The sequence below is a fragment of the Kocuria sp. SL71 genome, from assembly GCF_026672465.1.
Taxonomy (GTDB): Bacteria; Actinomycetota; Actinomycetes; order Actinomycetales; family Micrococcaceae; genus Kocuria; species Kocuria palustris.
Genome location: NZ_JAPPRE010000001.1, coordinates 1,175,226 through 1,188,181, shown reverse-complemented (window position 1 = coordinate 1,188,181; position 12,956 = coordinate 1,175,226). Strand labels below are relative to the sequence as shown.

Genomic DNA, 12,956 nt, shown 5'->3' with positions numbered 1-12,956 from the left:
AGGGGCCTTGCGGGTAGACTGGAGCAACCGCAGGGACGCGGCACGTGTCCCTGAACTTTGAAGCAGACCCCCCCAGGAGGGACGTCGTGGCCCTTTCGGAGCGCGAGCAGCAGCTGCTGGCTCAGCTGGAGCAGCAGCTCAATGCGGAGGATCCGAGGTTCGTGAGCCAGATGGACTCACGACCCGTGAAGCCCACGTTCTCCACGCGCGCGCTCGTGCTCGGAGCCGTGATCGGCGTGGTCGGCCTGGGCATCGTGGTCGGAGGTGTGGCCCTGGACTCGATCCTGGTGGGCGTCCTCGGCTTCCTGATCATGTCGTTCGGCGTCTACTGGGCCTCCACCCGCTCCTCGGGCGCCAAGGAGGCGGGGGAGTCGAGCTCTTCCCGCGGCGGTGCCAAGGCCAAGCCGGCCGCTGCCAAGAAGCCGCAGTCCAGCTTCATGCGCAATCTCGAGAACCGCTGGGACGAGCGCCGCAACGGCAGCTGATCCCACCGCACCGACGTCAACGAGGCCCCCGCTCCGTCAGGACGGGGGCCTTCGTCATGCCCGCGTGCCGCCTTGCTCCGCTTCCGCCCGCGGGGAGTCTCGTGCGCCGGTCTTCGCGCGTGGATGGTTCGCACCGGCGACTCCTCGCGAGCATGAGCGAGGACTGCGGGCGGCCTCCACTTCGCTCCCCACTCCTCTCCCCGGGGACGCACCACTTCCCTCCACGGTCAACGCCGGCTACCTCGAGGCGTCGCTGAGAAGCGGACGGATCCCCGTGATCATGGGGATCTCCGTGCCCGATCAGCGCGGCGGCGGTCCGTGGGCCTGTCGCGTGACCACGCGAAGGGCGAGGGCTCCGGCAGCGGTCAGAGAAATCCCCTCCCCATCGCCCCACTTCGCCTCCCGGGTCGCCTCCACCTCGCAATGACAAGGGCGAACGCGGCTGATCCTGTGGGCAGGATCTCTTCGGAATCGCCTCGGAACGCGCCTGGAACCACCGACCGTGATTGACGGTGGAGGAAGGTGGAGTAAAGTGGGGGTCACGAGAGCGAATCAGAAGTCTCCGGATCCGAACGGCGGTGGGCATGTTCCTCGGAACGCACTCCCCCCGCTTGGACGAGAAGGGGCGGCTGATCCTTCCGGCCAAGTTCCGCGAGGAGCTGGCGGACGGACTGGTCCTCACCAGAGGCCAGGAGCGGTGCCTCTACGTCTTCAGCGCAGCTGAGTTCGAGAGGGTGCACGAGCAGATGAGGGCGGCCCCGCTGTCCTCCAAGCAGGCTCGCGACTACATCCGCGTGTTCCTCTCGGGTGCCTCGGACGAGGTGCCGGACAAGCAGGGTCGGGTGACCGTCCCTGTGCCGCTGCGTCAGTACGCGGGTCTGGATCGAGAGCTCGCCGTCGTCGGCGCGGGCTCCCGGGCCGAGATCTGGGACGCCGCGGCATGGCAGCAGTACCTGGAGGAGCAGGAGGCGGCCTTCTCGAACACCGAGGAGGAGGTCATCCCCGGACTCTTCTGAGACGACCTGGACCGCCGAGAGGCGGACCGCAGACGCGGCGCCAAGAGCACTGCATCGGGATCTCCCGGATGGGATCTCCACCCGCACTGCCATCACCGTCCTGACTCACCTTCCCCTGAGCCAGGCCGGATTCGAGGGATGGTCAGCGGTTGGGGTTCTCGCCCTGGAGCCGCCGATGCGGTGCTCGTCGTCGTTGCGGGCCCGATCGCACGGTGCGCCGATCGGGCGCACCGTGGCGGCGCGGGTCATGGCCGTCCCCGGCCCCGCCGCGTCGGGGCCTGCCGCTGCGCCCGATAGGGTGGGCGGTCGTCGGGATGCCAGCACGAGCACCCGGATGAGGCGCGCCCCGCGCGCATCGCCGAGCACCAGGAGGACGAGCCATGGACGATCTCGAGCGCCCCGCCGGCGACCGGCACGTCCCCGTCCTGCTCGAAGCCTGCCTGGACCTGCTGGCCCCCGCCCTGGAGGGCCCCGCCCCCGTCGTCATCGACGCCACGCTCGGCATGGGCGGGCACAGCGAAGCGATCCTGCGCCGCTTCCCGGACGTCCGCCTGGTGGGTATCGACCGCGACCCCCAGGCCCTGCGCCTGGCCGGGCGGCGCCTGGAGCCGTGGGCCGATCGCTTCTTCCCGGTCCACACCACCTACGACCAGATCGAGCCCGCCCTCGCCCAGGCCGGCTTCGAGGCCGCCGACGGCATCCTCTTCGACCTCGGCGTCTCCTCCATGCAGCTCGATGAGCGCGAGCGCGGCTTCGCCTACTCCTACGACGCTCCGCTGGACATGCGCATGGACTCCACGGCCGAGCTCACGGCCCGGGACATCGTCATGGAGTACTCGGAGCAGGACCTGCGGCGGATCCTGCGCGACTGGGGCGAGGAGCGCTTCGCCCAGCGCATCGCCCGCGGGATCGTGCAGGCGCGCGAGCAGCGGGAGCTGACGACCACCGGGGAGCTCGTGGAGATCGTCCGGGCCGCCAAGCCAGCGGCGGCCCTGCACAAGAAGGGCCACCCGGCCAAGCAGACCTTCCAGGCGCTGCGCATCGAGGTCAACCAGGAGCTCGAGGTCCTGAGCCGCGCTGTGCCGAACGCCCTGGATGCTCTCAGGCTCGGAGGGCGAGTCGCTGCCATGAGCTACCACTCGCTCGAGGACAAGATGGTCAAGCAGGAGCTCGCCGGACGCTCGCGCTCCTCGGCGCCCAAGGGCCTCCCGGTCGAGCTGGAGGAGCACAAGCCGACCTTCCGCATGATCACGCGCGGCACGCACACGCCCACGGCCGAAGAGATCGAGGCGAACCCGCGAGCGGCCTCCGCGCGGCTGCGCGCCGCGGAGCGGATCAGATCGGACAGCAGGCACGGAAAGCACTCATGAGCACATCAGCGGGCAGGACGGCACGGGGCGGGCGGCTGCGCCTGCCGCGTCGTCGTCCCAGGGTCTCCGACCGCCAGCGCGCGTCCCGTCGGGCCATGTGGTCGCGGCTGCTCCCGGTCGCAGCGGCGGTGCTGGCGGTGCTCGGGACCTTCGCGGTGATCCTGCTGATGACCGTGCGGATCACCGACGGGCAGTACCGGCTGGTCGAGCTGCGCAACCAGGAGCAGGCCCTCGAGCTCGAGAACGAGTCGCTGACCCAGGACCTCGAGTTCCATCAGGCTCCGCAGAACCTGGCCCGCAGCGCCCAGGAGGAGGGCCTGGTGCCCGCACCGACCGAGCAGGGCGTGGTCGACCTGAGCACCGGCGAGGTGACGGGGGAGGCCGTGCCCGCTCCGAAGGCTGATGACGACGAGGTCGACACGGCCATCCCGGTGCCCATCCAGGTGGGCTCCTCGGCCGCCGAGCAGGCCCAGAAGGAGGAGCGCGCCCGTCGCGATGCACTGCCCTCCTCGGAGTCCGAGGCGGAGGACCAGCTCGACAGTGCTCGCAAGGCGGAGGCGGACGTCGAGCTGCACGGCGGCACGATCCCCGCACCGCAGCAGCGCGGCGACAGCTCGGCCGACGACGCAGCGCAGGACGAGCAGTCGAGCGGGGACGGCAATCGAGAGGCCCCCGAAGGGCACACCCCGCTGAGCGGGCCGGCGCAGACCCCGCAGACGGACTCGGCAGACGCCGCCGGAGCAGGCGCGGCCGACGACGCAGCGCAGGATGGGACCGCACAGGGCGGCACGGCACAGGAAGGAGCAGATCAGTGAGCGGCAGCACGCGCGATGACAGCGGCAGCGCAGGCGGCATGGGCCGTCGCGAGTTCGTGGGCCTGCTGATCGGCCTGCTGGCCCTGGTGCTGCTGGCGCTGCGCCTCGTGTGGGTCCAGGGACTGGATCTGCGCGGGCAGGCGGCCAGCGCCGAGGCCAGTCGTCTGCGCGTCCAAGTCATCCCGGCCCGGCGCGGCGAGATCCTCGATCGCACGGGCGCCGTGCTGGCGCGCAGCATCCAGCGCTACGACATCGCGGTGGATCAGACGATCGTGCAGGACCTGGTCGTGCAGAACCCGGACGGCTCGACCGAGGAGCTCACCGTCCTGGAGGCGATCCGCAGCCTGGCCGACATCCTGGGGATGCCGGATCAGGAGGTCAAGGACAAGCTGCAGGGGGACGCGGACGTCCCGGTGGGGGAGCGCAAGAACTTCGAGTACCTGTTCCGGGACGCGACCCCCGAGCAGTGGAGCCGCATCGAGGACCTGCGCGCGGGCTACGTGACGGGCGAGCCCGTGTCCCAGCGCAGCTACCCCAACGGCTCCCTGGCCGGTTCCGTCGTCGGGTTCGTCGGGGGAGAGGGCGAGGCCCTCGGCGGCATCGAGCTGACCCAGGACGAGCACCTGCGGGGCATCGACGGCGAGCGCAGCTTCGAGATCGGCGCCGACGGCGTCCGCATCCCGGTGGCGCCCCAGGACGAGACGGCCGCGCAGGACGGCTCGTCGATCGAGCTGTCCCTGGACCGCGACGTCCAGTTCTACGCCCAGCAGGCCATCGCCCGCCGCGTGGAGGAGCTCAGCGCCGAGTGGGGCACGGCGATCGTGATGCGGATCTCCGACGGCGCGGTGCTGGCGCTCGCGGATTCGTCGATGGTCGATCCCAACGACACCGGGCGCACCGAGGACGAGGGCGACTTCCAGCCGCGCAGCGTGGCCTCGGCTGTGGAGCCCGGCTCGACCCAGAAGATCCTGACGGCGGCCGCTGCGATCGACACGGGCAACGCCGACAAGCTCTCCGAGGTCGCCGTGCCCTCGGAGCTGGAGATCGACGGGCAGACGATCACCGACGCCTTCGAGCACGAGGACGAGGACCGCACCTTCGCGGGCGTCATCGCCGACTCCATGAACACCGGAACCGTGCTGGTGGGCTCGCGCCTGGATCGGCAGGGCCGCTACGACTGGATGAAGAAGTTCGGCGTGGGCGAGCTCACGGGCATCGAGCTGCCCGGTGAGTCCCCGGGGCTGCTCCCCGCGTGGGAGGACTGGGACATTCGGCAGCAGTACACGGTGCTGTTCGGGCAGGGAGTCTCCCAGTCGCCGCTGCGCACCGCCACGATCTTCCAGGCGGTCGGCAACGACGGCCTGCAGATCGAGCCGCGCCTCCTCCAGGCGATCATCGACCCCGACGGCACCCGCACCGAGATCGAGCGCCCGGAGGGCCGTCAGATCTTCTCCGCGCAGACCGCCGAGCAGCTGCGCGAGATGATGGAGTCCGTGATCACCGTCGGCGGAGCTCCGGATGCGGCCACCGACGGCTACCGCGTGGGCGGCAAGTCCGGCACGGCCGAGGCCGCCAGCGCCGACGGCGGCTACGACGGCTACACGACCTCGTTCGCGGGCATCGGTCCCATGGAGGACCCGCAGTTCGTCGTGGCCGCCACCGTCCACAAGCCGCAGGGCGCCGTCGCCGCGATCGGGGCGTCGGCGGCCTTCTCGCAGATCATGGGCCAGGTGCTGCGCCACTACGGCGTGCAGCCCTCGACCGGCGGCGCGGTCGGTCTGCCCAAGTTCTACGGGAAGGACGAGGACCGCAACGAGAAGCTGCCGGACACGCCGACCGGCATCGCCTGAGTGGACGCCGCGCGGTCGATCTCGTCCTGCTGCTTCGGTTGCCGGACTAGACTCGCCACGTCCGGAATACGGCTCTTCCCCGCCGTCCTCGAGGTCGGGCGTCCTCGGCGGGCAGGGGAAGCGCTGCCTCCGCGACCGATGGGTCCCGAACGTGGCCCGCATCGAGGGAACGGCCGGCTCCCACCGGCCGATCCGAGGAAGGATGACATGCAGAACCTGCCCGAGCCCGGTCTCGACGCGGCCCGTCTGCGGCCCCGCAGCGCTGCCTCGCTGCCGGCCGCCGAGCTGGCGCAGCTGATCGGCGCGCGACTGGAGCTCCCGGAGGCGCACGGCGGTGCGCAGGAGCCGGCTTCCGTGCGCGGCATCAGCATCGACTCCCGATCCGTGCAGCCGGGCGACCTCTACGCGGCCCTTCCCGGTGCTCGGTTCCACGGCGCGGGCTTCGCCGCTGCCGCGATCGGCTCCGGTGCGGCCGCTGTGCTCACCGACCAGGCTGGACTGCAGCTCATGCTCGACGAGGGCCCTCTCAGCGTCCCGGCGATCGTGGCGGCCGTGCCGCGCGAGCACATGGGGCAGATCTCCGCCGCTCTCTACGGCGGCAGCGAGGACGAGCGCGCCCGCATGCCGCTGTTCGGCGTGACCGGCACCAACGGCAAGACCACCACCACGTACTTCCTCAACTCGATCCAGAAGGCCCTGGGCCGCACCACTGGGCTGATCGGCACGATCGAGATCCTGGCCGGCGATCAGCGCATCCCGTCGCTGCTGACCACGCCCGAGGCGCCGTCCGTGCACGCCCTGCTGGCCGTGATGCGCGAAGCCGGCATGACCGGAGCCTCCATGGAGGTCTCCTCCCACGCGCTCGAGTTCCACCGCGTGGACGGCGTGCACTACGACGTCACCGGCTTCACCAACCTGACTCAGGACCACCTGGACCTGCACGGGTCCATGGAGGCCTACTTCGAGGTCAAGGCCCAGCTGTTCACCGCCCGGCGCACCGACCGCGCCGTGATCGTCGTGGCCGATGACCAGGACGAGTGGGGCCTGCGCATGGCCCGCCGATCCCGCGAGGAGCTCGGCGCCGAGAAGGTCGAGGTCATCGCCCTGCGCGGCGGGATCGTCGAGGATCGCGACTCCGGCCCGCAGCGCCACGGAGCCGACTGGACGCTGCGCTCGCTGGCCCGGCGCGGGGTGGGGCACCGCTTCGAGCTGGTGCACCGCGACGGCCGTCGGCTGCGCGTCTCGACCGGGCTGCCCGGAGAGTTCAACGTGGCCAACGCCGCACTGGCCGTCGTCATGGTGCTGGCCTCCGGCGTGCCGCTGCAGGTGCTGCAGGACGTGCTGGACGATCAGGACCCGCTGACCACCGATGTCCCCGGGCGCATGCAGCTGATCGCCAGCGAGCCGACCGCCGTCGTGGACTTCGCGCACAACCCGGACGCCCTGACCCGCGCCCTGGAGGCGGTCGATCCGCCCGAGGGCGACGGCCGCGTGATCGTGGTCTTCGGCGCCACCGGGCAGCGCGACACCACCAAGCGCCCGCTCATGGGCCGGATCGCTGCACAGGGTGCTGACGTGGTGATCGTCACCGACGACGACCCGCACGACGAGGACCCCGCCGGGATCCGGGCCGAGGTCATCGCCGGAGCCCGCCAGGCCCGCGACGAGGGCGCGGCGCGGGCCACCGAGATCGAGGAGATCCACCCGCGGGCCACGGCCATCCGCACGGCGGCCGCCATGGCCGGTCCGCGCGATTCGATCCTGGTCGCCGGACGAGGCCACGAGACCACGCAGGAGATCGCAGGAGTCGACCATCCCCTGGATGATCGGCAGGAGCTGCGCGACGCGCTCCACGACACGCAGGAAGGACGGTGGGGGCGCTCGTGATCCCTCTCAATGCCAGGCGCATCGCCGAGATCGTCGGAGGCGAGCTGCTGGGGCTGGATCCGCAGCAGGACGGCCCCGTCGTCGAGCACGTGACGACCGATTCTCGGGAGGCGGGGGAGGCGACCCTCTTCGTCGCCAAGCCCGGTGAGGTCACGGACGGCCACCGCTTCGTGGCCGCGGCCTTCGCCGCCGGCTCCCCGCTGGCGCTCGTGGAGCGCGAGGTCGCAGCCGACGACGGCTCCGTGCACCCCTCGGTGCGCGTGCCGGACGTCGTGGAGGCCATGGGCACGCTGGCCAGCTGGGTCGTGCGGCAGATGCGCCAGGACAACGGCCTCAAGGTCGTGGCGGTCACCGGCTCGGTCGGCAAGACGACCACCAAGGACCTGCTGCGCGCGATCTTCTCCGAGATGGGCCCCACCGTGGCCCCGCAGGGCTCCTACAACGGCGAGGTCGGCGTGCCGCTGACCGTGTTCCGCACGGATGCGACCACCGAGTACCTGGTCGTCGAGATGGGCGCCACCCACATCGGCAACATCTCGTACCTGTGCCGCATGGTCTCCCCGGACGTCGGCACCGTGCTGTGCGTGGGCTCCGCGCACGCCGGCGAGTTCGGTGGCGTGGAGAACATCGCGATCGCCAAGGGGGAGATGGTCGAGTCGCTGTCCGCCGACGGCGTGGCGATCCTCAACGACGACGACGACCGCGTGCGCCGGATGCACACGCGCACGCAGGCGCCCGTCGTGTTCTTCGGCACGGGGGAGACCAGCACGCTCCCGGAGGTCCCGGCCGCCCGCGTATGGGCAGACCGGATCTCCACCGACGACGACGGCCACCCGTCCCTGGACCTGCACTTCCCGGACGGGACCGTGCACCGGGTGGTCTCCGGGCTGATCGGCGAGCACCACGTCTCCAACATCCTGGCCGCGGCCTCGGCCGCCTTCATGGCCGGCGTCCCGTCCGAGACGATCGCCGGTGTCCTGCAGGGCCTCGGCCCGGGCAGCCGCTGGCGCATGGAGCGCACCGAGCGCCCCGACGGCGTGACGATCCTCAACGACGCCTACAACGCCAATCCGCAGTCCATGGCCGGGGCGCTGCAGACGCTGGCGCGCATGGGCGGGCCGCAGGACTCCCCGCGGCATCGCCGCACCTGGGCCGTGCTCGGCGAGATGTACGAGCTCGGGGACTCCTCGGTCGAGGAGCACAACCGCCTGGGCTCGCTCGTGGTGCGCTACAACATCTCCCGGCTGCTGGCCGTGGGCCCGCTGGCCCGCCCCACCTACGTCACGGCGCTGCTCGAGGGCTCCTGGGGCGAGGAGGCCGCCTGGGTCGAGGACCTGGAGGCCGCTGAGGCCTTCCTGGCCGAGAACCTGCGCGCCGGAGACGTCGTCCTGTTCAAGTCCTCGAACTCCGCGGGGCTCAAGACGCTCGGCGATCGGGTCGCCGCTGCGGGCCAGGGAGGTCGAGCATGATCCAGATCATCGTCGCCGCTGCACTGGGCCTGATCCTCTCGATCCTGGGCACCCCGCTGTTCATCCGCTTCCTGGCCAGCCGCGGCTACGGCCAGTTCATCCGCGAGGACGGGCCCTCGAGCCACCAGACCAAGCGCGGCACGCCCACCATGGGCGGCGTGGCCATCCTGGGCTCGGCCGTGATCGCCTACCTGGTCTCGCACACTGTCGTGGGCCTGGTCACGGGGGAGTGGACCGGTCCCACCGCCTCCGGGCTGCTGGCCGCGTTCCTCATGCTCGGCATGGGCTTCGTCGGCGGGATCGACGACGCCAAGAAGATCACCAAGAAGCAGAACCTGGGCCTGAGCCCGGGAGGGAAGATCGCCCTGCAGGGCACGATCGGCACGGTCTTCGCGCTGCTCACGCTGATGCTGCCCGATGCCAGGGGCCGCACACCCGGCTCCACCGAGGTCTCGCTCACCCGCGACACGGGGCTCGACCTGGGCCTCGGGCAGCTGGGAGGCGGGCTCGTCGAGGCCCTGACCTCCGAGCGGACCATCGTCCTCGTGATCCTGGGCCTGATCCTCTACGTCGTGTGGGTCAACCTCATCGCGACCGCCACCACCAACGCCGTCAACCTCACCGACGGGCTGGACGGGCTGGCCACGGGCGCGTCGATCCTCGTGTTCTCCGGCTATCTCCTGATCACCCTGTGGCAGTCCGACCACCTGTGCGGCGAGGGCGGGCCCGGGCTGTGCTACACCGTGCGCGACCCCTCGGACCTCACCGTCCTGGCGGCGGCGCTGGTGGGCGCGCTGATCGGCTTCCTGTGGTGGAACACCTCCCCCGCCAAGATCTTCATGGGCGACACCGGCTCGCTGGGCCTGGGCGGCGCCCTGGCGGCGTTCGCCATCCTCACCCGCACCGAGCTGCTGCTCGTGCTGATCGCCGGGCTGTTCGTGCTCATCACCGTCTCGGTGATCCTCCAGGTGGGCTGGTTCAAGCTCTCCGGCGGCAAGCGCATCTTCAAGATGGCGCCCCTGCAGCACCACTTCGAGCTCAAGGGATGGCAGGAGGTCACGATCGTCGTGCGCTTCTGGATCATCGCCGGGCTCTTCACGGCCATCGCGCTCGCGGTGTTCTACGGCGAGTGGCTCATCTCCAACGGAGGCGCGTTCCTGTGATCCATGCCAGCAATGACAACCCCATCCTGGACGATCCCCGGCTGGCGTCGCTGACCAGCTGGGACGCCGACTGGGCGGACCTGCGCGTGGTCGTGCTGGGCATCGGCATCTCGGGCTTCGCCGCCGCGGACACGCTGATCGAGCTCGGCGCCCGCGTGGTCGTGATCGACGGCCGGGACTCGGAGGCCAACCGGCAGAAGGCCGAGACGCTGGGCATCGTGGGCTCCGCCGACGTCCTGCTGGGCGCCCAGGCCGTGGCCGGGCTGCCGCAGGTCGACGGCCAGGACCCGCAGCTCGTGGTGACCTCTCCGGGCTTCCGCCCCGATGACCCCGTCCTGTCCGAGGCCGTCGCGCGCGGCATCCAGATCTGGGGCGACGTCGAGCTGGCCTGGCGCATCCGCGAGCGCGCGGGGCGCCCCGCCGCTGCGTGGGTGTGCATCACCGGCACCAACGGCAAGACCACCACCGTGCAGATGGCCGAGGCCATGCTCCAGGCCGGCGGGCTCAAGGCCCTGGCCGTGGGCAACGTGGGCACCCCGATCCTCGACGCCCTGCGCGATCCGGTGGACTACGACGTCCTGGCCGTCGAACTGTCGAGCTTCCAGCTGCACTGGGCGCACTCGCTGTCCCCGCTGGCCGCGGTGTGCCTCAACGTGGCCGAGGACCACGTGGACTGGCACGGCGGCTTCGAGAACTACGTGGCGGACAAGTCGCGGATCTACGAGAACTGCCAGGTCGCCGCCGTGTACAACGTCAGCGATCCCCGCACCCGGCAGATGGTCGAGGAGGCGGACGTCGTCGAGGGCTGCCGGGCCATCGGCTTCACCGCGGGCAACCCGGACGTCTCCATGCTGGGCGTGGTCGAGGACCTGCTCGTGGACCGGGCCTTCCTGGACGACCGCCGCAACCAGGCGCTGGAGGTCGGGCTGGTGGAGTCCATCAAGCCCGTGCCGACCCCGCACGGCGTGACCAATGCGCTGGCGGCTGCCGCCCTGGCCCGAGCCGCAGGCGTCTCCGGCGAGGACATCGCCAAGGGTCTCGCCGCATGGGAGCCTGGCGGGCACCGCATCCAGCCCGTGGCCAAGACCTTCGGGGTGGTGTGGGTCGATGACTCCAAGGCCACCAACCCGCACGCCGCCGCCGCCTCGCTGTCGGCCTTCGACCCGGTCGTGTGGATCGCCGGCGGCCTGGCCAAGGGCACGGACAGCTCCGCCCTGGTCGCCGCCCACGCGCGCCGCCTGCGGGCGGTGGTGCTGATCGGCACCGACAACGACCGGCTCGAGGCCGCTCTGGCCGCTTCTGCTCCCGACGTGCCGATCCTGCGCGCCGCCGACGGCCTCGAGGACGCCTCCGACGGCGAGGCCGTCATGCGCGCCGCCGTCGAAGCCGCCCACCGCGTGGCCGTGGACGGGGACACCGTGCTGATGGCCCCGGCCGCGGCCTCCATGGACCAGTTCCGGGACTACGCCCACCGCGGGGACGCGTTCGCGCGCAGCGTGGCCGATCTCGTGGAGCGCCTGTCGTGAGCCCGCGGACCGCAGCCGCGGCCACCCGGCTGCGGGACCGGATCGACGAGCGGTCGGGCCCGCTGCGCGGGGTCGAGCACCGTGTCCGCAGCGGCCCGCTGCTGCAGTCGTACTACGCGCTGGCCGTGTGCGCCGTGCTGCTCTTCGCGATCGGCGCCATGATGGTGCTCTCCGCCTCGGCGGTCGAGTCGATCTCCGCCGAGCAGTCGGCCTACGGACTGTTCGTGCGCCAGCTGATCTTCGGCGCGCTGGGGCTGATCGCCATGTTCGCGCTCTCGCGCGTCCCGGCCCGGGTCATGCGGCGGCTGGCGATCCTGGCGTTCTGGGTCTCGGCGGTCATCCTGGCGCTCGTGGTGCCGTTCGGCGTCGAGGTCGGCGGCAACCGGAACTGGCTGTCGGTCGGCGGCTTCACGCTGCAGCCCTCGGAGATCGCCAAGCTGACCTGCATCCTGGCCCTGGGCGTGTGGCTCGGCCGCGTGGCGGGGCGCATCCGCACGCTCAAGGACGCGCTGTGGCCCTCGGCCGTGGCCGTCGTCGTGCCGGTGCTGTTCGTGATGTACGGCCGCGACATGGGCACGGCCGGCATCTTCCTGCTGATCTACCTGGCCGCCGTGTTCTTCGCCGGCATGCCCATCCGCTGGATCCTCACGGCCTTCGCCGCCGGTGCCGCGGTGTCGGTGCTCTTCGTGATCTCCGCGCCCCACCGCATGGAGCGCGTGACCTCCTGGCTGACCGGCGACTGCGACCCCTCCGCGGGCTGCTACCAGGCCATGCACGGGCTTTCCGCGCTGGCCACCGGAGGCTGGTGGGGAGTCGGGCTGGGGCAGTCGCGCTCCAAGTACAACTACGTCCCCGAGGCCCACAACGACTTCATCTTCGCGATCATCGGCGAGGAGCTCGGACTGCTCGGCACCGTCACCATCCTGGTGCTGTTCGCCGTGATGGCCGTGGCCATGGCCCGGATCCTGATGCGCTCCACCTCGGGCTTCGAGCGCATCGTGACCGGCGGCGTCCTGGCCTGGCTGATCGGGCAGGCCTTCGTGAACATCGGCATGGTCACCGGCGTGCTGCCGGTGATCGGGGTGCCGCTGCCGTTCATCAGCTACGGCGGCTCGTCGCTGCTGATGTGCCTGTCCGCCGTGGGCGTCGTGATGTCCTTCGCCAGGCAGCCCTCGGTCGGGATGGTCGAGGCGATCCCGCAGCCGCGCTCGCGCCCCGTCGCCGCCCGACGGCCGCTGCCGGGCGACGATGCGTACGATGCCTACGACCACGAGGGCCGCTACGACGACCTCATGGACGATGAGCGCGAGCCCATCGCCGAGGTCCACGACATCCGCCGCGGAAGGGTCCTCCGCAGCCGCGGCGATTCGTGAGC

Annotated in this window: 10 protein-coding genes; all 10 read left to right on the top strand. The window is 71.3% G+C overall.

The window, feature by feature from the left end:
- Positions 1–86 precede the first annotated feature (86 nt).
- Positions 87–485 carry a DUF3040 domain-containing protein gene (locus OVA15_RS05325; RefSeq protein WP_053447514.1) on the top strand — a complete coding sequence of 133 codons (399 nt, stop codon included), beginning with the start codon at positions 87–89 and terminating at the stop codon, positions 483–485.
- A gap of 584 nt (positions 486–1,069) precedes the next feature.
- On the top strand, positions 1,070–1,501 hold the full coding sequence (gene mraZ, locus OVA15_RS05320) for a division/cell wall cluster transcriptional repressor MraZ (RefSeq protein WP_024290281.1): 432 nt from the start codon (positions 1,070–1,072) through the stop codon (positions 1,499–1,501).
- 380 nt (positions 1,502–1,881) lie between these two features.
- A complete protein-coding gene (gene rsmH / locus OVA15_RS05315; protein WP_006214826.1) occupies positions 1,882–2,871 on the top strand; it encodes a 16S rRNA (cytosine(1402)-N(4))-methyltransferase RsmH in 990 nt (329 codons plus the stop codon).
- Positions 2,868–3,686: a hypothetical protein gene (locus OVA15_RS05310; RefSeq protein ID WP_259870542.1), complete on the top strand. Its 819-nt coding sequence runs from the start codon at positions 2,868–2,870 to the stop codon at positions 3,684–3,686. The genes rsmH and OVA15_RS05310 overlap by 4 nt, the downstream gene beginning before the upstream one ends.
- The gene (locus OVA15_RS05305; protein ID WP_206390618.1) at positions 3,683–5,536 is read left to right on the top strand and encodes a peptidoglycan D,D-transpeptidase FtsI family protein; all 1,854 of its coding nucleotides are present in this window, start codon (positions 3,683–3,685) and stop codon (positions 5,534–5,536) included. Before OVA15_RS05310 ends, OVA15_RS05305 begins: the two co-directional genes overlap by 4 nt.
- A 207-nt stretch (positions 5,537–5,743) precedes the next feature.
- Positions 5,744–7,423, top strand: a complete 1,680-nt coding sequence (locus OVA15_RS05300; RefSeq protein ID WP_268143583.1) for a UDP-N-acetylmuramoyl-L-alanyl-D-glutamate--2,6-diaminopimelate ligase — start codon at positions 5,744–5,746, stop codon at positions 7,421–7,423.
- A complete protein-coding gene (locus OVA15_RS05295) occupies positions 7,420–8,892 on the top strand; it encodes a UDP-N-acetylmuramoyl-tripeptide--D-alanyl-D-alanine ligase (RefSeq protein ID WP_268143581.1) in 1,473 nt (490 codons plus the stop codon). Before OVA15_RS05300 ends, OVA15_RS05295 begins: the two co-directional genes overlap by 4 nt.
- Positions 8,889–10,055, top strand: coding sequence for a phospho-N-acetylmuramoyl-pentapeptide-transferase (mraY, locus tag OVA15_RS05290; protein WP_053447509.1), 1,167 nt, complete (start codon positions 8,889–8,891; stop codon positions 10,053–10,055). Before OVA15_RS05295 ends, mraY begins: the two co-directional genes overlap by 4 nt.
- Positions 10,052–11,581 carry a UDP-N-acetylmuramoyl-L-alanine--D-glutamate ligase gene (murD, locus tag OVA15_RS05285; protein WP_268143579.1) on the top strand — a complete coding sequence of 510 codons (1,530 nt, stop codon included), beginning with the start codon at positions 10,052–10,054 and terminating at the stop codon, positions 11,579–11,581. Before mraY ends, murD begins: the two co-directional genes overlap by 4 nt.
- On the top strand, positions 11,578–12,954 hold the full coding sequence (gene ftsW, locus OVA15_RS05280; protein ID WP_058872189.1) for a putative lipid II flippase FtsW: 1,377 nt from the start codon (positions 11,578–11,580) through the stop codon (positions 12,952–12,954). The genes murD and ftsW overlap by 4 nt, the downstream gene beginning before the upstream one ends.
- The last annotated feature ends 2 nt before the right edge of the window (positions 12,955–12,956 follow it).